Raw genomic sequence first — 22,945 nt, 5'->3', positions numbered from 1 at the left:
AGAATTTAAATCTTTGTCACAAATTTGTAAAACACACAGTATATACCTCGCAATTAAATACTTTGTAAGTTGATTACATTACTCAAATAATAAGTAAATGTTTGTACACTAATAAAACCGCGATGAAAATGAATTGGACATTCATTTCATCACGGTTTTTATTAATATTTTATCAATGATTATGCATGTTTCGTATAGTCTTCTACTAAAGCAACAACTTCTTCTGATGTTGCACAGTTCACTGCTTTCGCTGCTAAGTCTTTCATTTGCGCTTCGCTTAAGTTTCTGATTAAACGACGTGCTTTAAGGATTGAAGTTGCACTCATAGAGAACTCATCTAATCCAAGACCTAACAATAATGGAATTGCAGTTTGGTCTCCGGCCATTTCGCCGCACATACCTGTCCATTTACCTTCAGCATGAGACGCTGCGATAACACGTTGTACCAAGCGTAAAATAGCTGGGTTATATGGTTGGTATAAATAAGACACACGTTCTGACATACGGTCAGCTGCCATTGTATATTGGATTAAGTCATTTGTTCCGATACTGAAGAAGTCTACTTCTTTCGCAAAGACATCAGCAAGTGCTGCTGTCGATGGAATTTCAACCATGATACCAACTTCGATATCATCTGAAACTTCAACACCTTCATTTTTAAGGTTTTGACGTTCTTCTTCTAATAATGCTTTCGCATCACGGAATTCTTGAATTGTCGCAACCATTGGGAACATAATGTTTAATTTTCCGTATACTGAAGCACGTAATAACGCGCGTAATTGCGGACGGAAAATTTCTGGTTGTGCTAAGCACAAGCGGATTGCACGATAACCTAAGAATGGGTTCATTTCTTCAGGTAAGTCTAAATAAGGTAATTCTTTGTCTCCACCGATATCTAATGTACGAACAACCACACGTTTGCCTTTCATTGCTTCAAGAACTGCTTTGTATGCCTCAAATTGTTCGTCTTCAGTCGGCATTTGATCTCTACCCATATATAGGAACTCAGTACGATATAATCCGATACCTTCTGCACCATTTTCAACTACACCAGGTAAATCGTTTGGTGTACCGATGTTTGCAGCTAATTCTACATGATGACCATCTTCTGTTACAGATTCAGCATCACGTAATTTTTGTAATTCTTGTTTATCTTTGAAGAAGTTATCACGTTTTTCTTGATATTGTGCTACAACTTCGTCACTTGGGTTAACAATAACATCACCTGTCATACCATCAACAATAATGATGTCGCCCGCTTCAACTTCCTCAGTAATCGTTTTAGTACCAACGACTGCTGGGATTTCTAAAGAACGGCTCATAATTGCAGAGTGAGATGTTCTGCCTCCAATGTTTGTCACAAATCCTTGCACATATTGTTTGTTCAACTGTGCAGTATCTGAAGGTGTCAAGTCATTCCCGATAATAACGACACTTTCATCAATGATACTTGGGTTTGGTAAATCCACACCTAAGATGTGTGCTAATACACGTTTAGAAACGTCGCGAATATCCGCTGCACGTTCTGCCATGTATTCGTTGTCCATTGATTCAAATATTGTGATAAATTGATTTGAAACATCTGTTAACGCTTGAGCAGCATTAACGTTTTCATTTTTAATTTTTTCTTCAATAGGTTGGATAAGTTCTGGATCTTCAAGCACTAATAAATGTGCATCGAAGATAGCCGCTTTATCTGCGCCTAATTGTTGTTCGGCATTGTTTCTGATTTTAGTCAATTCAACTTTTGATGTGTTAAGTGCGCCGTTAAATTTAGCAACTTCAGCCTCTGTATCAGTCACTGTTCCGTTATCAAACGATAGGTCAGGTTCTACTAATAGATAGGCTTTTGCGATTGCGACACCATCAGATGCCGCAATCCCTCTAATATTTTTAGTCATATTAGTTAGTTAAACCTTCTTTAGATAAAACGTCAGTGATAGCTTGAATTGCATCAGCTTCGTCGCTTCCGTCAGCATAGATAGTAATGTCAGCATCTTTACCTACGCCTAAGCTCATAACACCCATAATTGATTTTAAGTTGACTTTTTTACCGTTATATTCAAGTTGAATATCTGAATCAAATTTTGAAGCTGTTTGTACAAGCATTGTAGCTGGACGAGCATGAATACCTGTTTCGTCGATGATAGTGTATGATTGTTGTTCCATAATAATCTTTCTCCTTCGCATCCATTAATTGGTGAGTGACTCACCTGAACATTATTACACCTTAACATTACCAAAATATGACGCTAAATTCAATTTGTTTAATCCATACAGGGCAATGAATTTAGCGTTTTTGTGAAAATATGCACAATTTAATTGACAACTCGGTTTTAAATTAATTTTTTGGCAACGTTTTCACATTTATCGATGTGCTCGTCACCTAATTTTTTCATGAAATAATAACTGATTGATGCTGCGATTGCTTGACCGACAACCGGGAACCATCTTGTTTGTTTCGCAGCTGTACGTTTAGCAACATCTTTAACGACCATTTTCAAGATACCTTTTGAAACCGTACGTCCGATGAATTGACTGCCTTGGATTGATGCTGCGACTAATACACGTTCTTTTAAATCATCACTCATACGGTTCACTTCTTTATGATCTAAACCGTAAATTTTATTAATATCTTCTATAATATCTTTCATCAGCTTTAAATCGACCCCAAAATCTAATCCTGGAATCGGAATGACACTTGCTGAAGATGACAATAATGCTTTCTTTCTTACTAATTCTTCAGCGCGTTCACGTCTTTTTGCTAAATCCTTTTTATTCTTCGGTAAACGCCCTTTACCTACGACCGGATCAATTTTCAACATTTTATTTCCAATTTTGTCTGTAGATTTTTTAATGAATTTATCTTTAATCCCCATAATAGTCCTCCTCGATTATTACTTCTTCCACTTTTTCTGATACCCGAACAAAGACTACTTTTAAATATTTTGATGGTTTATAGTGCGGATGTGTTTTAAAATCTTTCGGAAGTCCCATTGCTTCTAAAATTTCAAAATCTACATCTTGTGCATCAAGCGTTCTCTTAATCATGTTTTTAAACGCTTTTGAAGTTAACGCACTTGAGTTTGTACTTAAAATTAAAGTACCTCCATCATTTAAAACAGGTAAAGCTTCTTCAATCAACTTATGATAGTCTTTTTGAACCGTAAAGACTTTCTTTTTATTACGCGCAAAACTTGGCGGATCAATAACAATCGTGTCATAAGCCTTATTGTGTCTTGCCGCATAATGATAGAAGTCAAAAGTATCCATGACATAAATATATTGTGTTTTCGGGTCAATACCATTTACCCCAAAATTCTCCTCTGTCAAACCTCTAGAACGATTTGCAAGGTCGACACTAGTTGTTTCTGCTGCTGTTTGTGCTGCAATGACAGAGAATGCCCCTGTATAACTAAATAAATTCAAAACACTGCGGTCAGGTGCATAAACATCACGTAATTTTTTACGCACTTCTTTTTGGTCTAAGAAAATTCCTGTCATCGGTCCATCATCTAAATCAACATTATAGAACGTAAAGTTTTCTTCAATAACAATTGGGAATTCCAGTGCTTCCCCTGTTACGAAACCACTAGATACTTCACTGTCTTTAAAACGTGTCTTCTCAAAAATTGAAGTATAAGGAAAAACAGCTTGAACAGCTTCTAAAATATCAGTTCTGAACGTATAAATCCCTTTTGAATACCATTGGATTAATAAATGACGATCGTAGTAATCAATTGTTAAACCGCCGACACCGTCTCCTTCTGCATTAAACAATCTGAATGCATTTGTACCATCGATATCAAAGTAGTATTGACGATAATCTAAAGCTTCTTCAAATAGTGCTTCAAAAAATTCTTGATTAATTTCTTCTTCAGCATCATAGCTTAAGACCCAACCTAATCCTTTATGTTGACGCCCAACGTATGCTGTCGCAATGTATCGGCCATCATCAGTCACAATATGAAAAATATCACCATCTTCTAAATGACTATGTTCATAAATATCTTCTTCATCCACTAATGGATACTGATTTAAATACTTTTGTTCTTTACCTTTATTTAATACTGCTGTCTTCATATTATTATTCCGCCTTCTATGTGTAGTTACTTTTATCTTAACGTATCAGACGCTTCCTTTCTAAAAAGAACGTCTCAAATCCATTAAAAAAGCCGAGGAAACTTAAGTCCCTCAGCTTTTGTGTGTTTCTTCTTTAGCTGGCGTACGTAATTGAATAATAAACGCAATCGTAATCGCCACAAGCATAATAAATAAAATCGGTGTAATAAAAATGGATAATAATAATCCATGAATCATAATATTGACAAATTCTGTCAACAATTTAAAGAATAAAATACTCACCATAAACAACTGCGCATAATACAATTTACCGCGTAAGAAATGCGTCAATGTTGTAATGATATAAGCGATAATCACAAGCAACAATAAGAAGAGTGTGATCCACTCGATTACATATGATGTTTGTGATAATTCCCAATCACCTGACATAAACAAGCCATTACGGTTGTTTAATTCTAGTAAGGTAAATAGGAATAAAATCGCACCGCAAATCAATTCAACGATACCCGGTTTAATCCATTTTGGACGACGCATCCAAGTTGGGAAATCGTCTTCTTGCAGATTGACTTTATCTTTAACTGCTTTTTTGAAACTATCTCGTTTTCTTCTGATTTTCTCTAAATCAATACTTCTGCGTGTTCTGTATGTCAATTCTTGTGTACGTTCTTGAATTTCACGCAGCTGTTCTTTCGTTTGGCTGATTGTGCCGTTCTTATCTGTACGTGAATACAACATTTCTTCGCCTAATTCTGCTTTAGTTAGCGGCAATGATCTTCTAAGGAATAAGAAATTCCAAATAGACATTTGACCTAAACACCACATGACAACGAAGAATGCGTTGACACTTAAAATATCAATTAACGCAATTTCATGACTTTCGATTCTGCCATATAACGAAATTTGAGAAATTAAATAACTGATTCCGTACGTACAGATAATCCATAGATAGTGCTCTTTTTGGTGCGCACTGTTCAACTCATCCTTGTACACAATGTATCCGATATGCACAATAAACGGAACCACGAATACAATCGCAAAGAAGCCGTAAACTTGTGTCATAAAGACGATTGTGATGAGGAAGAAAAAGATTCCTATTATAAGGAAGAAAATTGAGATATCATAATCATATTTTGTAGTCATAAATAATAAATAGCCAATCCATAGCAATGCAACACCGAACAAGATAATCAAGATGGCGCTGACCACTGGGAAATGACCAATAAATTGACTCATAATCCGTATTATTTCAACAAAGAAAGCATTGATGAAATCCCACACATTATTAATATGTATGTCAACCTTGCTCCCCTTCGCAAGTTTATGGATAAATGATAGATTGAGTAATACAATGATTCCAATGAAAAGTGAAACAATGCCAATAATCAAACTATAAATGATTTCAGCGTGCTTCTTTATATACGACATGTTTTTCACCTCATAGTTATTATATATGAACAATTCCATTGTGTCTTTAAAAATTAAAGTAAATCATTCTATGGTAGTATATTAGACTCAGACGCTATGCTCAATCCTAAATACACAATTTAACGTAATCTTAATGTGAACTTGCCTTTTTCATACCCGTTCTCTCTGGCTTAAATCTAAAATCACCTTGACAGAACCTATTAAAAAGCATACATTTAGTATAAATCTAATAAAGAAATACACTAGGGGTGTTTCGAACTGAGATGAAGCACAAAGCTTCAAACCCTTCGAACCTGATCTAGCTGAGACTAGCGTAGGAAAGTGTAAAGAATGAACTGGTTTAGGATTTCAGGGTAGAACCAGGGTATTCTTATGCTTATTTTCACGCTGCTTGCTAGACAAGTTTGCGTGTTTTTTTGTTTATATAGGAGGAATTGACATTATGTCTAAAGGACTTAAGCTTTCAGATATCTTAGTTACTGTGTTAATCGCAGTTATCTTTGCTATCATTTACAACATTTGGAACTTAGTGTATAAAGCCATGCAAGTGACTGGCTTACACTTAGAAGAATTATCTTACGGTATGTGGTTTGCAGCTGCTGTTGTTGCTTACTTAATCATTCCGAAAGCCGGTATTGCACTGTTAGCTGAATTCGCTGCTGGTGCTGGGGAAACAATTGTTATGGGACGCTTTGATATTGCGACAATTGTTTACGGCTTACTACAAGGTTTAGCGTGTGAAATTATTTTTGCGATTTTCCGTTATAAATCACGCAAATTAATGGTAGCAGTGCTCGCTGGTTTAGCAGCCGCATTAGTTACTTTCCCTATCGACTTCTACTATGGTTATTTAGGTGAAGTTGCTGGATGGAACTTATTCTTATATGTATTCTTCCGTTGTATCAGCGGGATTGTACTTGCTGGGATTTTCCCATATTATCTTGTCAAAGCTCTGGATCAGACTGGGGTTACAAAATTATTCCGCCCTGCTTCCAAAAAGGATTATGACAATTTGTAAGGATACATAAACGTGTTACTTGCTCAAAATTTACGACTTAAATATCCAAATGCACCAGATAAAATATTTGATGGTTTAGATATAGAAATACCTGATAAACAAAAGGTCTTATTACTCGGTCCTTCAGGCTGCGGTAAAAGTACCTTACTCAATGTATTAAGCGGCATTGTGCCGAACCTAATCGAGCTTCCAATGAAATATGACGCATTGGAAGTCGATTTAAATAGCGGCGTCATCTTCCAAGACCCAGACACACAATTTTGTATGCCGAAGGTTTATGAAGAACTCGCATTTGTGTTAGAAAATAAACAAGTGCCGAGAAAAGAGATGGACGCTTTAATTCAACAAGCATTAGCATCGGTCGACTTAGACGTTGGTCCTAAACAAACGGTTCAACAATTAAGCGGCGGTATGAAACAAAAATTAGCAATTGCTGAAACGGTGCTTCAAGAAGCAGATACATTATTCTTGGATGAACCGACTGCCATGTTAGATGTGGATGCGACAGAAGATTTATGGAATCAAATTAAAGACATGTGGCAAGAACAAACTGTCTTGATTGTAGAACATAAAGTGGAACACATTTGGGAACATGTGGATCGTGTTATTTTAATGAATCATCATGGGGAAATCATCGCAGATAATACGCCTCAAGTGATTTTACATCAACACGAAGATTTGCTGACTGAATATGGAGTATGGCATCCAAAGGCTTGGGACCATGCACCTAAAGCTGAATTATTACCGAATAAAGACATAACATCACGCTTCAAATATGAAAATGGCGAAGTCATACGTGGTAAGAAAACACTCATTCAAGTACCTGAACTCACAATCGGCGATGGTGAGTGGATTACCATCACAGGTAAAAATGGTGCAGGTAAAACCACTTTACTTGAGTCTATGATGCAATTGATTAAATATCGCGGAGAGATGTCTTATGATGGGCAACCGCTTCATAAAATTAAAGAAGCAGCCCAACATATGTATCTGGTTTATCAAAACCCAGAACTGCAGTTCATTACGAATTCTGTTTATGAAGAAATCTTTATCAACTTCAGCGGCGAAAGCGCAAAAGCTGAAACTGAAAAACTGATTGAATTATTGAATTTAGAAGCAGTTCGTGATCAACATCCCTTCGAATTATCAATGGGTCAAAAACGACGTTTAAGTGTTGCGACTGCTTTAAGTTCACGTGCTGATATTATTTTACTTGATGAACCAACATTTGGTTTAGACAGTCACAACACGTTTAATTTATTAAATCTTTTCCAACAACGTGTTGCACAAGGTCAAACGATTATTATGGTTACGCATGACCCACATATCATTGAACGTTATCCGACAAGACGTATCGAATTACGTGACCACATGTTATGTGAAGATGTTCTATTTGAAATGGAAGGTGAAACAAATGTATGAAGCATGGAAAAAGTATTTCACCTTCGTAGATGAAGTTAATATTATCACCAAGCTTGGTTTAGGTATTTTCTTATTCTTCTTTGTGATTTTCATTCACAACTTTGATGTGATGATTTACCTAACCGCTTTGATGTTTTTATTCTTACTGATTTTCGGCGGTATGAAATTGAAGGTCACTGCCCTATTCGTACTTTACACTGTGATATTCAGTATCATCTCAGCACTCTTTATGATTTTCTACGGAGATGGTACACATACCCTATTTAAATTAGGCTTTATTCATATCACAACTGAAAGTTTAGTGAGAGGACTGCATTTATCTATGCGTACGGATACCGTCACATTCTTCGGTATTGTGATGGCCTTTACGTCTCAAATTGTGATGATCTTCTACAGCCTGATGCAGCACTTGCGTGTAAAACCAAAAGTAGCCTATGCGTTTATGGCTGCCATCCGCATGGTACCGTTGATTATCAGTTCATTCATTCAACTACGTAAATCATTGAAGATGCGTTATCGTATGGTAGATAAATCAAATTATCGCGGTTTCAAGCGTGTGAAACATTTAATTATTCCGTTGTTAAGTCAAAACATACGAAAAGCACATCAACTTTCGGTTGCTATGGAGAAAAAAGGATTTAAAGATGGTAAAAGAACGTATTATTACTACGCACCATTTAGTTATCGCGACATCTTATTTATCTTATTATTCGCGGCGATATTAATTATTTCTGTAATGTTAGCTCATTATTTACCAATTACAGGAATTACTGACGTACGTGGTTGACACAACCATTTATAGTTCTTAAAATTTTTATCGGGCTGTGGTTGTCGAGCTGCAGCCCAACCAATATTTACATTTTCATTCATCCATATTTTTCCCAGCAGTGAACGGTCACCGATTCAACCGTTTACTGCTTATTTTTTATTTAACAAATATTATCGTTTAATTAAGTCAAAAGTCATATACATGTTATAATTGAAATAATCAGATTCACACAGAAAGATCGGGGGGCAAAATTTCATGAAAAAACGTAATGATGCATACGAAAAAGGCTATCAACAAGCCGTCAAAGAAATTGAAACCATGTCAAAACTAAAAAACAAAAAGCGCCGTTTAAAACGTTACATTAAGAGCCGTAAACGTTCTTGGCGTTTCCATCAATTATTCAAGAGACGCAGCTCTCGCTACGTTTCTGGATATAAACAAGCTTATATTGATATGGCGAAATCATTGCCTGAAGAGTAAGGAAGTTCTGCTTCCTTGCTTTTTTATTTTGTCCCTACAATTTCATAATTAGAAGATACACGACTTAACAATAATTTATTCAAGTATTTTTCTGCATACCAAAAAACAGCCGATACACAATGTACGGCTGTTTTTAGTATAAATCTATTCTTTTAAATTATGCTTCGTGTTTAATTGCTTTATCACTGATGTCACGACGATAGAATAAACCTTCACTGTCAATGGCATCTGCTTTTTTATAAGCATTCGCTTTGGCTTCTTTAACTGTTTTGCCTTCACCGATCACTAAGATAACACGGCCGCCAGAAGTAACGTAATCGTCTCCTTCTTTTTTCAAACCGCTAACAAATGTTTGACCATCTAATTCAAAGCCGCTGACTTTCACACCTTTTTCATATGAGCCAGGATAGCCTTTAGACGCTAACATCACGCCTACAACAGCTTCGTCTTTCCATTTGTATTCAATCGGTTTACGTGCTTCTAGGTCTAAAATGTGCTGCATTAAGTCGCTTTCCATACGTGTTAAAAGCACTTGTGCTTCAGGATCTCCGAAACGTGCATTAAACTCGATAACTTTCGGACCTTCATCAGTTAAAATTGCGCCAATATAAAGCACGCCAAAGAATGGATAGCCTTCTTCTTGCATTGCTTTCGCAATCGGTTGCGCAATTTCATCATTTGTACGTTTTAGTACATCTTCTGAAATATGAGGCACTGGGCAATACGCACCCATACCGCCTGTATTTGGTCCTTTATCGCCATCATATGCACGTTTATGGTCTTGTGCAATCGTATCAAAAGGTACAGCATAATCGCCATTCACAAAGGTCATGACAGAGTATTCTTCGCCTTTTAAGAATTCTTCGAATACAATTTTGCCTTGTTCTTCAGGATACAGTGTTTCGACTGCTTCTTTCGCTTCATCACGTGTCATCGCGATTATAACACCTTTACCTGCGGCAAGACCGTCTTTTTTCAAGACAACAGGAATCTTGCAATCTTCTACATATTTTAATGCATCAGATTTAGAATCCACTTCTACATATTCTGCAGTTGGGATGTCATATTTTTCCATAATACGTTTCGCAAATGATTTTGAACCTTCAATTTGTGCTGCTTTCGCACCAGGACCGAAGACTTTCACACCCGCGTCACGTAATTTATCGCCTAACCCTTCAGTTAAAGGTTGTTCTGGACCGATGACTGCCCATTCAACTTCATGATCTACCGCAAATTTTACAATGTCATCATGTGCAGTTTCAGCAATTTCACCGTGCACTTCAGCGACAGTTTCCATTGCTGCATTTCCAGGAATTGCATATACTTGGTCAACAAGTTCAGATTGATTTAATTTGTGCGCAAGGACATGTTCACGTCCTCCGCCTCCGATTACTAATACTTTCATCTTTAGCATTTTCCTCCTGAATGATTAATGTTTGAAGTGACGTACGCCAGTCATTACCATCGCAATGCCGTGTTTGTCTGCCATATCAATAGAATCTTGGTCTTTAATAGAACCACCTGGTTGGATGATCGCTTTGATACCTGCTTTTGCAGCTAATTCTACTGTGTCATCCATTGGGAAGAAACCATCTGAAACTAATGCTACATTGTCATTAATTTCAATTGCACGTTCAATCGCAATTTCAGCAGAACCGACACGGTTCATTTGACCTGCACCGATACCTACAGTTTGATGGTCATTACTTAAGATGACAGCGTTACTTTTAACAGCTGCTACAACTTTCCAACCTAATTCCATTGCTTGCCATTGTTCTTCTGTCGGTTCAACTTTAGTCACAACTTTCATGTCATCACGTGAAATTGTTTTTGTATCTTTATCTTGAACTAAATAGCCACCTGATACAGATACAAATTCTTGCTCATCGTGATCCACTGCCATATCTACTTCTAATAAGCGAATGTTTTTCTTTTGAGTTAAGACTTCAAGCGCTTCATCTGTAAATGAAGGCGCAATGACAACTTCTAAGAAGATTGAATGTAATTTTTCAGCAAGTTCTTTTGAAACTGGACGGTTAACCGCAACAATACCGCCGAAGATAGATTGGCTATCTGCTTCATACGCATTTTGATATGCTTCTTCAATTGATTCGCCAACACCAACACCACATGGGTTCATATGTTTAACCGCTACTGCAGCTGGTTCTTCGAATTTTTTAACTAATGCTAATGTCGCATCAGCATCTTTAATGTTGTTAAAGCTTAATTGTTTCCCGTGTAATTGTTTAGCGCCTGCAATCGTATTGTTCGCATCTGATGTACGTACAAAGTAAGCAGTTTGTTGAGGGTTTTCACCATAACGTAATTGTTCTTTATTTTCTTTGAAGAAATTCACAATCGCATTATCGTAATCATTTGTATGTTCAAATACTTTAATCATTAATGATTTACGGAATGCTTCGTCTAATGTGTTATTTTTAAGGTGTTCAATGACTGCGTCATAGTCAGCAGGATCTACCACAGTTGTCACATGCTTGAAGTTTTTCGCAGCTGCACGTAACATTGTCGGACCACCGATATCAATGTTTTCAATCGCATCCATTTCAGTTACGTCAGGGTTTGCGACAGTTTCTTTAAAGGGATAAAGGTTCACGACAACCATGTCGATAAGATCGATGCCTTTTTCTTTTAATTGTTGTAAATGTTCAGGTTTATCGCGATCAGCTAAAATACCGCCATGTACTGCTGGGTGTAATGTTTTTACACGGCCATCCATGATTTCATCAAATTTCGTTAAATCAGAAACTGATTTTACAGGAACACCCGCTTCATCTAATGCACGCTTTGTGCCGCCTGTAGAATACAACTCATAGTCTAATTCAACTAATGACTTCGCGAAGTCTACAATGCCAGTTTTGTCTGATACACTTAAAATTACTTTTTTCATGTTAGAAATTGCCCCTCTTATCGAATAATTTTTGCGATGACTCTAGGATAAAGTTCATATTCTAAATTTTTAATACGTTCTTCTAGTTGTGCTTTTGTATCATCTGGATAGATGTCGCATTGACTTTGTTCAATGATTTCACCTGTATCCATGCCACTATCTACATAATGAACAGTAGAACCTGTCACTTTATCTCCACTTTCAAAGGCTTGACCAATTGCGTCAATGCCTTTGTATTTCGGTAATAAAGCCGGATGAATGTTTAAAATACGGCCTTCATACGCATTCAATAAATCTGGACCGATTAAACGCATATAGCCTGCAAGTATAATCCATTCCACTTCTTTTTCTTTTAACAATTCTAATAAACGTTGTTCATAATCGCTTTTAGAATCAAAAGTTTTAGGAAGTGTCACATGGACAGGAATGTTTAATTTCTCTGCACGTTCAATCGCGAATGCATCGTCGTGATCAACATAAAGCGCTGTGATTTCAATATTATCTAATCTGCCGTCTTGAACTCGTTGTGCAATATTTTCAAAGTTGCTGCCAGAACCTGACGCAAAGATGGCTACTTTAGTCACGCTTTAACCCCCGTTAACTCGATAGGTTCTTCTTTACCTTCAACGATTTTACCGATTTTGAACGCTTCAACATTTTGATCTTTTAAGATATCTAATGTTTTATCTGCGTCCTCTTCATCTACAACTAATGTGAAACCAATACCCATGTTGAAGATATTGTACATTTCTTCAGTTGCGATTTTGCCTGCTTCTTGTAACCAATCGAATACTTTAGGTGTATTGAATGATTGAACGTCAATTTCAGCAGTGACACCTTCAGGTAAAGCACGTGGAATATTCTCATAGAAACCGCCGCCTGTGATATGTGTCATCGCATGCAATTTCACTTGTTCTTTCACAGCTAATACAGGTTTAACATATAAACGAGTCGGTTCTAAGAAAGTGTCTAAATACGTACGACCATTATCGAATTCAGCATTTAAATCAACGCCTGATTCTTTAATTAAATGACGTACTAAGCTATAACCGTTAGAGTGGATACCGCTTGAAGCTAAACCGATAATTACTTGTCCTGGTTTAACTGTTGAACCATCGATGTATTCATCTTTTTCAACTGCACCCACTGCGAAACCAGCTAAATCGTATTCACCTTCGTGGTACATTTCGCCCATTTCAGCAGTTTCACCGCCGATTAAAGCTGTATTTGTTTCTTCACAACCATCGCTGACACCTTTAACAATTTGTCCGATGACTTCAGGTACAACTTTGTTTGTTGCGATATAGTCAAGGAAATAAAGCGGCTCTGCACCTGTTGTTAAAATATCGTTGACACACATAGCCACTGCATCGATACCGATTGTGTCATGTTTGTTGTGATCAATCGCAAGTTTCAACTTAGTACCTACACCGTCTGTACCAGAAACTAAGACAGGTTTTTGCATGTTTAATTGTGATAAATCAAACGCTGCACCGAATCCTCCTAGTCCACCTAGTACTTCTTTACGCATTGTACGTTGCACATGGCTCTTCATTCGCTCAACTGCTTCATATCCAGCATGAATATCCACACCGGCATTTTTATAAGAATCTGCTGCCACAGCTTTACACTCCTCTTCTTTTCAGTTCTTTAACTTCTGGTAATTGATGATCTACAATTTCAATTGGATAATTGCCTGTAAAGCAAGCGTCACACTCGCCTTTTGAGTCAAATTCTTTAAACACTTCATGCATGCCTTCTACAGATAAATACGTAAGTGAGTCTGCACCAATCATGTCTTTGATTTCATCGACACTATGTTGTGCTGCCATTAATTCTGCATGTGTAGACACATCGATACCGTAATAACATGGATCGACTAATGGTGGTGATGAAATACCCATATGCACTTCTTTCGCACCAGCAGATTTTAATGCTTTCACAATGTATTTACTTGTCGTACCACGCACAATAGAGTCATCAATGACAACGACACGTTTGCCTTCAATGACGTCTCTGATCGGCGCATGTTTCATACGTACTTGTTTTTCACGAACGCTTTGGTCTGGTGTGATAAATGTACGGCCGATATAACGGTTTTTCAATAAACCTTGTTCGTTTGGAATACCTGAGTATTCAGAGAAGCCTTTTGCTGCTTGTAAAGACGAGTCTGGTACACCGATAACAATATCAGCGTCAATACCCATCTCACTTGCTAACTTCTTACCTAAAGCTTTACGCACATTATAGATAGAGTGTTTATGGAACTCTGAATCTGGACGTGCAAAGTATACATATTCCATTGAACACATATTATGGTGAATTTGGTTCGTGTACGTATCATAATCTATGTCATGGTCACCGCTGAATGTAATTAATTCACCCGGTTCGATGTCACGAATATATGTTGCACCGATTGCTTGGAACGCACATGTTTCACTTGCGACACAATACGCACCATCTACTTCACCTAACATGAGTGGACGTACACCATTGTTATCTCTAACCGCAGCAAGTTGATTAGTATTCAGCATGACACAGCTGAATGCACCTTTAACTTGATTCAATGCTGCTTTTTGGTTTGATTTAATGCTTGGAGATTTGCCTCTGATTAATAAATGCGCTAATACTTCTGAATCACTTGTTGTTTGGAAGACGCTGCCTTCAGATTCTAAAGCCTTACGAATTTGAACAGCATTCGTTAAGTTACCATTATGCGCAAGTCCTAAATCACCTTTTGAATGCTTGAACAAGAAAGGTTGAACATTGGCGATTTCACTGGCACCTGTTGTCGCATAGCGTACATGTCCAATCGCATGTTGGAATCCTTGTAAAGATTCTAATTGCGCGTCTGAAATAGCTTCAGTTAATAAACCCATGCCGCGTGCCCCAAACAGCGATTCGCCGTTTGAGCACACGATCCCAGCACCTTCTTGACCACGGTGTTGCAGACTATGCAACGCCATGTAAGTTAAAGTTGCTGCATGGGGGTGATTCCAAATTCCAAAGACTCCACATTCTTCGTTTAATCCGCGGATGTCATACATTGAGGAATTGCTCCTTCCCAAATTTCGTTTAACGTCGACACGTTTTCTTCTACAGTTGTTTGACCGTTTGTAACTTTGAACTTGTCATCCTCAGTGATAGTTCCGATTTCTTGTGCATTAGGAATATCTAATGATTGTCCTGCTTTAACTGCAACAATGTAACGACCTTGTGATTCACTGAATAATTGTGCATCAGTCACGTCTAATGTTGCATCTACACCTAAACCGTAGTGTGCACTGATTCGTGCTAACGAAATCAATAAGCCGCCTTTACCGACAGTTTGTACATGAGACGCTTTGCCGCTTCTGATTGCTTCTTTGATTTGTTCGCCTTTTTCAACTTCATTTGATAAGTCAAGTGCTTCTGATTCATGGTTGACTTTACCGTATAATAATTTTTCGATTTGGCTGCCGCCGAAGTCATCGCGTGTTTCACCAACAACATACAATTTATCGCCTGCATGTGGGTGGAAATCATTTAAGTAATCGATGTCTTCAATTAAGCCGACCATACCTACTACAGGTGTTGGGAAGATAGAAGTACCTTTTGTTTCGTTATAAAGTGAAACGTTACCTGAAACAACTGGTGTTTTCAGAACTTCACATGCTTCTGCCATACCTTTTGTAGAATCAGTTAATTGTTGATAGATTTCTTTTTTCTCTGGTGAACCGTAGTTTAAGCAGTCTGTCATTGCTAATGGTGTTGCACCTACAGCAATTAAGTTACGGTATGCTTCAGCAACGACCATTTTACCGCCTTCGTATGGTTGGTTGAATACATAACGTGCTTCGCCATCGATTGTAGAAGCGATTGCTTTGTTTGTACCTTCAACACGTACTACAGATGCTTGTAAACCAGATTTAACAACTGTGTTTGCACCAACTTGTTGGTCATATTGTTCGTATAAATAACGTTTTGACGCAATTGTCGGATGTGCTAATAATTTATGGAATACATCTTTAACATCTACATTGCTGTAGTCGTTTTTAGATGTGTTATATTCTTTTGCTTCACCTTCTAAAATATATACAGGTGATTCATCTGCTAATGGTTGTACTGGGATGTCTGCATAAACTTCATCATCATAAGTTAATACGAAACGATCTGTATCCGTAACTTCACCGATAACAGCACTATCTAATTCACGTCTGTCAAATAAGTCTAAGAATTTTTGTTCCGTACCTTTTTCAACAACAAGCAACATACGTTCTTGTGTTTCAGAAAGCATCATTTCGTATGGAGAGATTCCTTCTTCACGTACAGGTACTTTTTCTAATTGCATGTGTAAACCACTGCCGCCTTTAGCTGCCATTTCTGAAGAAGATGATGTTAAACCAGCTGCACCCATATCTTGGATACCGACTAATTCTGGGTAAGTGATTGCTTCAAGTGTTGCTTCCATCAATTTTTTACCTACAAATGGGTCACCGATTTGTACTGATGGACGTTTGCTTTCACTTTCTTCACTTAATTCTTCAGATGCGAAAGTTGCACCATGGATACCGTCACGGCCTGTTTTTAAACCAACGTAGATAACTGAGTTGCCGACACCTTTAGCTGTACCTTTTTGGATTTTATCGTGATCAATGATACCTACGCACATTGCGTTAACTAATGGGTTACCATCATAGCGTTCATCGAATTCGATTTCACCTGCTGTAGTTGGGATACCGATACAGTTACCGTATCCGCCGATACCTGCTACAACACCACGTAATAATGTACGGTTTTGGATTTCATCTAATTCACCGAAACGTAAGCTGTTTAATAAGTTGATTGGACGTGCACCGATTGATACGATGTCACGAATAATACCGCCGACACCTGTTGCTGCACCTTGGTAAGGTTCAATCGCAGATGGGTGGTTATGTGATTCAACTTTGAATACAACCGCTTGGTTATCACCGATATCTACGACACCAGCACCTTCACCAGGTCCCATTAAGACATGTTCGCCTGTTGTAGGGAATTGTTTCAAGAATGGTTTTGAGTGTTTGTATGAGCAGTGTTCACTCCACATTACAGAGAAAATACCAATTTCAGTAAAGTTTGGTTGACGACCTAAAATTTCGACAACTTTATCATATTCAGCGTCTGTTAATCCCATATCACGGTATAAATGTTCTGATTTAATTTCTTCGATACTTGGTTCAATAAACTTAGGCATTTTGTTCCCTCCAACTATTTACCATTGACTCAAATAATTTCACGCCATCGTCTGTTCCTAAAATTGATTCTAATGCACGTTCTGGGTGAGGCATCATGCCGCACACATTACCTTTTTCGTTAACAATACCAGCAATATCGTGGTAAGAACCATTTGGATTATCTTTATATTTCAAGATAATTTGATTATTATCTTCTAATTCTTTGTACATCTCTTTTGTGCAGTAGTAGCTGCCTTCACCATGTGCAACTGGGTATACTACTGTTTCACCTTCAGCATATGCTTTTGTGAATGGTGTGTTGTTATTTACAACTTCTAATGATTCGTTACGGCTCACAAATAAATGTGAACTGTTGTGTAATAACGCACCTGGTAATAAACCGATTTCTGTTAAAATTTGGAATCCATTACATACACCTAATACTGGTTTGCCTTCATCTGCAAAACGTTTCACTTCTTTGATAACTGGTGCAACACTCGCCATCGCACCTGAACGTAAGTAGTCACCAAATGAGAAACCGCCAGGGATTAACACCCCATCAAATCCTTCTAATGATGTCTCACGATAATCAACATACTCTGCGTCTACGCCTGTTTTCAAAGCTGCGTTCAACATATCTCTGTCACAGTTTGATCCAGGGAATACAAGTACTGCGAATTTCATTATGCATTCTCCTTTTCGTCAACTACTTTATAGCTGTACTCTTCAATGACTGTGTTCGCAAATAATTTTTCACTTAAAGTTGTAACGATATTATGAACCGCTTCATCTGTTGCTTCGTCCACTGTCATGTAAAGTAATTTACCTACACGGATATCATTCACTTGGTTATAGCCTAAGTCATGTACGGCACGGTTAAGTGCTTGTCCTTGTGTATCTAATACCTGTGGTTGTAATGTGATGTGCAATTCGATAGTTTTCATTATTTAAGATCCTCCAGTTTATTTAAGAAAGTTTGATAAGTCTCGATAATTGAACCGCGGTCTTCACGGTATACGTCTTTGTCAAAATTAGTGTCACTGTCTTTTTCCCAAATACGACAAGTATCTGGTGAAATTTCATCTGCTAAAAGAATTTGACCATCTTTTGTACGGCCGAATTCTACTTTAAAGTCAATCAAACGTAAGTTGATACTATCAAGCAATTCAACTAACGCTTTATTAACGCCTAATACCATTTCTTTCAATTGTGCAATTTCTTCAGTTGTTGCGATATTTAATAATCTGACATGGTCATCTGTCACTAAAGGGTCATTTAAAGCATCATTTTTATAGAAGAATTCTACAAGTGGTGTTTCAAATTTTTGTCCTTTTTCAAAACCTAAGCGTCTTGTGATAGAACCTGCCGCAATATTACGTACGACCACTTCTAACGGAATGATTTCTACAGATTGAACAAGTTGTTCAGTCTCAGACGTTTGTTTGATAAAGTGGCTTTTGATGCCTTTTTCTTTAAGGTGTTCAAACAAGATTGAAGTGATTTTATTATTTAAGCGGCCTTTACCGTCAATATGGTCTTTTTTCGCACCATTGCCGGCAGTCACTTCATCTTTGTATTCCACGCGTAATACGCCGTCTTCATCTGTTGAGAAAATTCGTTTTGCTTTACCTTCGTATAATAATGACATTATTTTGCTCCTCCTCTAAAGGTTGCCAACATGTCTTGTTCAGTTTTATCAATGTCATCAGTTAAAACTGTCATGTGACCCATTTTTCGTGCTGGTTTTCTAGATGCTTTGCCATAAATATGAACATGCCATTCAGGATGATCGCCGAATTCATCTTCAAGTAAATCTAAATCCTTACCAAGCAAATTCATCATGACAGCTGGTTTTAAAATTTCAATGCGTTCTGGTAATTTTTGACCCGTAACCGCTAAGATGTGTGTATCAAATTGTGAGAAGTCACAAGCTTCAATAGAATAATGACCAGAATTGTGAGGTCTTGGTGCAATTTCGTTTACATATAAGTTGTTATCTTTATCAATAAAGAACTCTACTGTAAATGTACCCACAAAATGCACTTTTTCTTTAATTTTATCTACTTCTGCACGTGCTTCTGCTTCTTTATCAGAACGTGCGGGTACGATTGTTTTAAATAAAATTTGGTGACGATGTTCGTTTTCTTGTAATGGGAAATAAACGATTTGACCGCCATTTCCAATTGTCACAGTTAATGACACTTCTTTATAAAGGTCTAAGAATTTTTCTGCTACACATTCTTGTACTTTGATTAATGATTCGGCCTCTGCTAAATCTTCTTCTGAACGTACTAGCACTTGACCTTTACCGTCATAACCGCCGAAACGTGTTTTCACCATAAATGGATAACCTAATTTTTCAACAGCATGCTCTAAATCTTCAGCATTTGTGATTTGTGCATACGGAACGATTTTCGTACCTGCTGATTCTAATGTTTGTTTTTCAGTTAAACGGTCTTGTAATAAATGGATGGCTTGATAGCCTTGAGGAACATTAAATTCTTTTGTGAGTGTTTCTAATTGATCTGCAGCAATGTTTTCAAATTCATATGTTACAACATCAGAAGCTTCACCAAGTTGTCTTAATGCATCTAGGTCATCATAAGCTGCATTAATAAATTCATGTGCTACATATTGACACGGTGCTTCTTTGTCTGGATCTAAGACGATGACTCTAAAGCCCATTTTTTGAGCAGATTGTGCCATCATTTTGCCAAGTTGTCCGCCGCCAATAATACCGACAGTTGATCCAAACTTTAATTTACTGAAGTTCACTTTGCATCTCTCCTACTTTATCTACTAGTGATTGCTGATAAGCTTCTAATTTCTCTTTCACTTCATCGCTTTGAATACTTAAGATTCTCGCTGCAAGGATTCCAGCATTTTTCGCACCTGCTTTACCAATTGCAGTAGTTGCAACTGGAATTCCGCCAGGCATTTGGACGATTGAAAGTAATGAATCTAAACCTTTCAAACTCTTAGATTCAATCGGAACGCCGATAACTGGTAATGTCGTCATTGAAGCAACCATACCAGGCAAGTGTGCTGCACCGCCTGCGCCTGCAATAATAACGTCATAACCGTTCAATCTTGCTTCTGTCGCAAAATCAAACATCAGTTTTGGTGTACGATGTGCTGAAACGACTTTCTTATCGTACGGGATTCCAAATTGATCTAACATCTGACAACTTTCTGACATCATATCCCAGTCAGATGAGCTGCCCATAATAACTGCCACTTTCAAATTGAACACCCTTTCAATTATTTGAAATTTTAATCTAGTAAGTTGTATATTACAGATATAGCATAACAAATCAAGTCATGCTTTTTCAATCAAAAATCGAACTTTCTCATGAAAATTCAATTAAAATTCCGGATTTTCATGTAAAATAGTTGTATTACACTTCAAAACACTAATGAAAGTTCGAAAAATTATTAGGAGGAATTTACACATGGTTGCAAAAATTTTAGATGGCAAACAAATTGCTAAAGATTATCGTCAAGGATTGCAAGATCAAGTTGAAGCGTTGAAAAAAGAGGGCTATACGCCGAAACTATCAGTTATTCTTGTAGGTAACGATGGCGCAAGCATGAGCTATGTAAGATCAAAAAAGAAAGCTGCTGAAAAAATCGGCATGATTTCTGAAATTGTTCATTTAGAAGAAACAGCTTCAGAAGAAGAAGTATTAAATGAATTAGAACGTTTAAACAACGATGACTCTGTCAGCGGTATCTTGGTTCAAGTACCTCTTCCAAAACAAGTCAGCGAACAAAAAGTTCTAGAAACTATCAACCCAGCAAAAGACGTTGACGGTTTCAACCCAGCAAACATCGGTAAATTGTATATTGATGAACAAACATTCGTACCTTGTACACCACTAGGTATTATGGAATTATTGAAAAATGCGGATATTGATTTAGAAGGTAAAGAAGCAGTTGTTATTGGACGTTCTCATATCGTTGGACAACCTGTTTCAAAACTATTATTACAACAAAATGCGACAGTGACTATCTTACACTCTCGTTCAAAAGACATGAGCAAACATCTTAAAAATGCAGACGTTATTGTCAGCGCTGTAGGTCGTCCAGGTTTAGTCACAAAAGACGACGTTAAAGAAGGCGCAGTTGTCATTGATGTGGGTAACACACCAGATGAAAACGGCAAACTAAAAGGTGACGTTGAATATGATGAAGTAAAAGAAATTGCTGGCGCAATCACACCAGTTCCAGGTGGCGTTGGCCCAATGACAATTACAATGGTGTTAAACAATACGTTATTAGCTGAAAAAATGCGTAGAGGTTTAGATAAATAAAATCTTAACTTTTCAGTAAAGGTACATTGAGGGGTACCTAAAGAAAAGAGCGGTCGGCTTGCTTTCATGTTGAAGCAAGTACCGACCGCTCTTTTTTATTTATAATCATTTGCGCGAAATAGACGATTGAAAAATGGTTTACCAAATAATTTGTTCGATTGTTTCGTCGTCTAGTGATTTAGCGATTTCTGTCACTAATTGTACAGCGTTCAAGTAGTCTTGTTTATGCATAACAGAAACATTTGAATGCATGTAACGAAGCGGAACACCCACAACGATTGAAGGAATACCTTCATGTGCTAAATGGATACTGCCTGCATCTGTGCCGCCGCCTGGCGTTGTATCCCATTGGATTTCAATACCTTTGTCTTGTGCTACTTTTTTCACGTGCTTTCTAAATCCAGAATGACCGATTGCTGTCGCGTCCATAAGTACGACTAATGGTCCTTTGCCAAGTTCAGCTTCATGATCACCGCCGCCCATTCCTGGTGTATCATAAGCAATGCCGACATCCACCGCAATAGCTAAATCTGGTTTGATTTTATTCGCCGCAACTTTCGCACCACGTAAACCAACTTCTTCTTGAACAGTTGCACCTGATACTAAGTTAACATTGATTGCGTCGTCTTTTAGATTGTTTAAAGTATCTACAGCAAGTGCACAGCCGAAGCGATTATCAAATGCTTTTGCTGTTAAGTAGTTCTCATCACCTAATACTTCGAACTCAGAGTATGGTGTTACCATGTCACCGATATCAATACCAAGTTTTTCAGCTTCTTCTTTTGAAGCTACACCTACATCAATAAACATATCCTTGATATCAATTGGTGTTTTACGTTGTTCAGGTGTTAAGACATGCGGAGGTTTAGAACCGATGATCCCTCTGATCTCTTTGTCATCATCTGTTGTTACAGTTACTTTTTGAGATAACATTACTTGGTTCCACCAACCACCGACAGGTGTGAATTTCAAATAACCTTTGTCGTCGATTTTAGTCACCATAAATCCAACTTCATCTAAATGACCGGCAAGCATTAAAGTTTTTGAACCTTCCTCTGCTTTTTTCTTTCCGAAGATGCCACCTAAATTATCTTCAACCAGTTCATCTGAAACAGGTTTCAAATAATCTTTCATCAGTTGTTTTACTTTGTATTCGTGACCGGCAATTCCGTTCACGTCTGTTAAGTCCTTTAATAATTTAACTGTTTTATCCATGAATATGTCCCCCTTCTTTTCTTATCATCATATCAATACTAAATGCGTGTGAACACTTTTTATGCTCGATTCATGAACCAAACAAAAAGGGCTCTATACTATTTAGGACTGGTGATA

22 protein-coding genes and 1 riboswitch are annotated in these 22,945 nt (G+C 37.4%); of the genes, 5 read left to right on the top strand and 17 right to left on the bottom strand.

Features of this window, described 5'->3' with window-relative positions; all coding sequences use genetic code 11:
- Positions 1 to 179 precede the first annotated feature (179 nt).
- From ptsP to auxA, 5 genes are all read right to left on the bottom strand, one after another.
- Positions 180 to 1,901 carry a phosphoenolpyruvate--protein phosphotransferase gene (gene ptsP / locus HMPREF3031_RS00170; RefSeq protein WP_002480513.1) on the bottom strand — a complete coding sequence of 574 codons (1,722 nt, stop codon included), beginning with the start codon at positions 1,899 to 1,901 and terminating at the stop codon, positions 180 to 182.
- A gap of 1 nt (position 1,902) precedes the next feature.
- On the bottom strand, positions 1,903 to 2,169 hold the full coding sequence (locus HMPREF3031_RS00165) for a phosphocarrier protein HPr (RefSeq protein ID WP_002480512.1): 267 nt from the start codon (positions 2,167 to 2,169) through the stop codon (positions 1,903 to 1,905).
- A 167-nt stretch (positions 2,170 to 2,336) separates the two neighbouring features.
- Positions 2,337 to 2,879, bottom strand: coding sequence for a hypothetical protein (locus tag HMPREF3031_RS00160; protein ID WP_002480511.1), 543 nt, complete (start codon positions 2,877 to 2,879; stop codon positions 2,337 to 2,339).
- Complete coding sequence (locus HMPREF3031_RS00155) at positions 2,869 to 4,083, bottom strand: class I SAM-dependent rRNA methyltransferase (protein ID WP_002480510.1); 1,215 nt, start codon at positions 4,081 to 4,083, stop codon at positions 2,869 to 2,871. The genes HMPREF3031_RS00160 and HMPREF3031_RS00155 overlap by 11 nt, the downstream gene beginning before the upstream one ends.
- Positions 4,084 to 4,194: 111 nt before the next feature.
- Positions 4,195 to 5,508 carry a lipoteichoic acid stability factor AuxA gene (gene auxA / locus HMPREF3031_RS00150; RefSeq protein ID WP_002480509.1) on the bottom strand — a complete coding sequence of 438 codons (1,314 nt, stop codon included), beginning with the start codon at positions 5,506 to 5,508 and terminating at the stop codon, positions 4,195 to 4,197.
- Positions 5,509 to 5,742: 234 nt separating this feature from the next.
- Positions 5,743 to 5,845, top strand: a riboswitch (TPP riboswitch).
- Positions 5,846 to 5,950: 105 nt separating this feature from the next.
- Between auxA and HMPREF3031_RS00145 the strand changes: the two genes are divergently transcribed.
- The 4 genes from HMPREF3031_RS00145 to HMPREF3031_RS00130 all read left to right on the top strand — a co-directional run bounded on the left by HMPREF3031_RS00145 (position 5,951) and on the right by HMPREF3031_RS00130 (position 9,197).
- Positions 5,951 to 6,526, top strand: coding sequence for an ECF transporter S component (locus HMPREF3031_RS00145; protein ID WP_002480508.1), 576 nt, complete (start codon positions 5,951 to 5,953; stop codon positions 6,524 to 6,526).
- A 12-nt stretch (positions 6,527 to 6,538) separates the two neighbouring features.
- On the top strand, positions 6,539 to 7,948 hold the full coding sequence (locus HMPREF3031_RS00140; RefSeq protein WP_002480507.1) for an ABC transporter ATP-binding protein: 1,410 nt from the start codon (positions 6,539 to 6,541) through the stop codon (positions 7,946 to 7,948).
- Positions 7,941 to 8,735, top strand: a complete 795-nt coding sequence (locus HMPREF3031_RS00135; protein WP_002480506.1) for an energy-coupling factor transporter transmembrane component T family protein — start codon at positions 7,941 to 7,943, stop codon at positions 8,733 to 8,735. The genes HMPREF3031_RS00140 and HMPREF3031_RS00135 overlap by 8 nt, the downstream gene beginning before the upstream one ends.
- A 237-nt stretch (positions 8,736 to 8,972) precedes the next feature.
- Positions 8,973 to 9,197 (top strand): hypothetical protein, encoded by a 225-nt coding sequence (locus HMPREF3031_RS00130; protein ID WP_002480505.1) that lies wholly within the window; start codon positions 8,973 to 8,975, stop codon positions 9,195 to 9,197.
- Between the two features lie 157 nt (positions 9,198 to 9,354).
- Here HMPREF3031_RS00130 and purD read toward each other — a convergent pair whose 3' ends face one another.
- The 11 genes from purD to purE are packed head-to-tail and all read right to left on the bottom strand — an operon-like array spanning position 9,355 to position 20,544.
- Entirely contained in the window at positions 9,355 to 10,602 is a 1,248-nt protein-coding gene (purD, locus tag HMPREF3031_RS00125; protein WP_002480504.1) for a phosphoribosylamine--glycine ligase, read from the bottom strand.
- Between the two features lie 24 nt (positions 10,603 to 10,626).
- Positions 10,627 to 12,105: a bifunctional phosphoribosylaminoimidazolecarboxamide formyltransferase/IMP cyclohydrolase gene (purH, locus tag HMPREF3031_RS00120; RefSeq protein ID WP_002480503.1), complete on the bottom strand. Its 1,479-nt coding sequence runs from the start codon at positions 12,103 to 12,105 to the stop codon at positions 10,627 to 10,629.
- 17 nt (positions 12,106 to 12,122) lie between these two features.
- Positions 12,123 to 12,689, bottom strand: a complete 567-nt coding sequence (gene purN, locus HMPREF3031_RS00115) for a phosphoribosylglycinamide formyltransferase (RefSeq protein WP_002480502.1) — start codon at positions 12,687 to 12,689, stop codon at positions 12,123 to 12,125.
- A complete protein-coding gene (gene purM, locus HMPREF3031_RS00110; RefSeq protein ID WP_070724543.1) occupies positions 12,686 to 13,726 on the bottom strand; it encodes a phosphoribosylformylglycinamidine cyclo-ligase in 1,041 nt (346 codons plus the stop codon). Before purM ends, purN begins: the two co-directional genes overlap by 4 nt.
- 4 nt (positions 13,727 to 13,730) lie before the next feature.
- On the bottom strand, positions 13,731 to 15,152 hold the full coding sequence (gene purF, locus HMPREF3031_RS00105; protein WP_002480500.1) for an amidophosphoribosyltransferase: 1,422 nt from the start codon (positions 15,150 to 15,152) through the stop codon (positions 13,731 to 13,733).
- Positions 15,131 to 17,320, bottom strand: coding sequence for a phosphoribosylformylglycinamidine synthase subunit PurL (gene purL / locus HMPREF3031_RS00100; RefSeq protein WP_002480499.1), 2,190 nt, complete (start codon positions 17,318 to 17,320; stop codon positions 15,131 to 15,133). The genes purF and purL overlap by 22 nt, the downstream gene beginning before the upstream one ends.
- Positions 17,313 to 17,984, bottom strand: coding sequence for a phosphoribosylformylglycinamidine synthase subunit PurQ (gene purQ, locus HMPREF3031_RS00095; RefSeq protein WP_002480498.1), 672 nt, complete (start codon positions 17,982 to 17,984; stop codon positions 17,313 to 17,315). Before purQ ends, purL begins: the two co-directional genes overlap by 8 nt.
- Entirely contained in the window at positions 17,984 to 18,244 is a 261-nt protein-coding gene (gene purS / locus HMPREF3031_RS00090) for a phosphoribosylformylglycinamidine synthase subunit PurS (protein WP_002480497.1), read from the bottom strand. The genes purQ and purS overlap by 1 nt, the downstream gene beginning before the upstream one ends.
- Positions 18,244 to 18,948, bottom strand: coding sequence for a phosphoribosylaminoimidazolesuccinocarboxamide synthase (purC, locus tag HMPREF3031_RS00085; protein WP_002480496.1), 705 nt, complete (start codon positions 18,946 to 18,948; stop codon positions 18,244 to 18,246). Before purC ends, purS begins: the two co-directional genes overlap by 1 nt.
- Positions 18,948 to 20,075 carry a 5-(carboxyamino)imidazole ribonucleotide synthase gene (gene purK / locus HMPREF3031_RS00080; RefSeq protein ID WP_002480495.1) on the bottom strand — a complete coding sequence of 376 codons (1,128 nt, stop codon included), beginning with the start codon at positions 20,073 to 20,075 and terminating at the stop codon, positions 18,948 to 18,950. Before purK ends, purC begins: the two co-directional genes overlap by 1 nt.
- Positions 20,062 to 20,544, bottom strand: a complete 483-nt coding sequence (gene purE, locus HMPREF3031_RS00075) for a 5-(carboxyamino)imidazole ribonucleotide mutase (protein ID WP_002480494.1) — start codon at positions 20,542 to 20,544, stop codon at positions 20,062 to 20,064. Before purE ends, purK begins: the two co-directional genes overlap by 14 nt.
- A gap of 208 nt (positions 20,545 to 20,752) precedes the next feature.
- Here purE and folD point away from each other — a divergent pair, with 208 nt between their 5' ends.
- Positions 20,753 to 21,613, top strand: coding sequence for a bifunctional methylenetetrahydrofolate dehydrogenase/methenyltetrahydrofolate cyclohydrolase FolD (gene folD, locus HMPREF3031_RS00070; protein ID WP_002480493.1), 861 nt, complete (start codon positions 20,753 to 20,755; stop codon positions 21,611 to 21,613).
- Between the two features lie 138 nt (positions 21,614 to 21,751).
- On the opposite strand, the gene HMPREF3031_RS00065 is transcribed toward folD, so the two are convergent.
- Positions 21,752 to 22,828 carry a M42 family metallopeptidase gene (locus HMPREF3031_RS00065; RefSeq protein ID WP_002480492.1) on the bottom strand — a complete coding sequence of 359 codons (1,077 nt, stop codon included), beginning with the start codon at positions 22,826 to 22,828 and terminating at the stop codon, positions 21,752 to 21,754.
- Positions 22,829 to 22,945: the final 117 nt, after the last annotated feature.

It is taken from the genome of Staphylococcus sp. HMSC072B07 (genome assembly GCF_001815505.1).
GTDB lineage: Bacteria > Bacillota > Bacilli > Staphylococcales > Staphylococcaceae > Staphylococcus > Staphylococcus simulans.
This window is presented reverse-complemented; position numbering and strand designations above follow the sequence as displayed.

Excerpts from the sequence above, each read along its gene's own strand:
- HMPREF3031_RS00130 (WP_002480505.1), top strand. The coding sequence starts at position 8,973 with ATGAAAAAACGTAATGATGCATACGAAAAAGGCTATCAACAAGCCGTC.
- purS (WP_002480497.1), bottom strand. The coding sequence starts at position 18,244 with ATGAAAACTATCGAATTGCACATCACATTACAACCACAGGTATTAGAT.
- purH (WP_002480503.1), bottom strand. The coding sequence starts at position 12,105 with ATGAAAAAAGTAATTTTAAGTGTATCAGACAAAACTGGCATTGTAGAC.
- purD (WP_002480504.1), bottom strand. The coding sequence starts at position 10,602 with ATGAAAGTATTAGTAATCGGAGGCGGAGGACGTGAACATGTCCTTGCG.
- purF (WP_002480500.1), bottom strand. The coding sequence starts at position 15,152 with ATGTATGACATCCGCGGATTAAACGAAGAATGTGGAGTCTTTGGAATT.
- HMPREF3031_RS00065 (WP_002480492.1), bottom strand. The coding sequence starts at position 22,828 with ATGGATAAAACAGTTAAATTATTAAAGGACTTAACAGACGTGAACGGA.
- HMPREF3031_RS00160 (WP_002480511.1), bottom strand. The coding sequence starts at position 2,879 with ATGGGGATTAAAGATAAATTCATTAAAAAATCTACAGACAAAATTGGA.
- purL (WP_002480499.1), bottom strand. The coding sequence starts at position 17,320 with ATGCCTAAGTTTATTGAACCAAGTATCGAAGAAATTAAATCAGAACAT.
- HMPREF3031_RS00145 (WP_002480508.1), top strand. The coding sequence starts at position 5,951 with ATGTCTAAAGGACTTAAGCTTTCAGATATCTTAGTTACTGTGTTAATC.
- HMPREF3031_RS00135 (WP_002480506.1), top strand. The coding sequence starts at position 7,941 with ATGTATGAAGCATGGAAAAAGTATTTCACCTTCGTAGATGAAGTTAAT.
- folD (WP_002480493.1), top strand. The coding sequence starts at position 20,753 with ATGGTTGCAAAAATTTTAGATGGCAAACAAATTGCTAAAGATTATCGT.
- purC (WP_002480496.1), bottom strand. The coding sequence starts at position 18,948 with ATGTCATTATTATACGAAGGTAAAGCAAAACGAATTTTCTCAACAGAT.
- HMPREF3031_RS00155 (WP_002480510.1), bottom strand. The coding sequence starts at position 4,083 with ATGAAGACAGCAGTATTAAATAAAGGTAAAGAACAAAAGTATTTAAAT.
- purQ (WP_002480498.1), bottom strand. The coding sequence starts at position 17,984 with ATGAAATTCGCAGTACTTGTATTCCCTGGATCAAACTGTGACAGAGAT.
- ptsP (WP_002480513.1), bottom strand. The coding sequence starts at position 1,901 with ATGACTAAAAATATTAGAGGGATTGCGGCATCTGATGGTGTCGCAATC.
- auxA (WP_002480509.1), bottom strand. The coding sequence starts at position 5,508 with ATGTCGTATATAAAGAAGCACGCTGAAATCATTTATAGTTTGATTATT.
- HMPREF3031_RS00165 (WP_002480512.1), bottom strand. The coding sequence starts at position 2,169 with ATGGAACAACAATCATACACTATCATCGACGAAACAGGTATTCATGCT.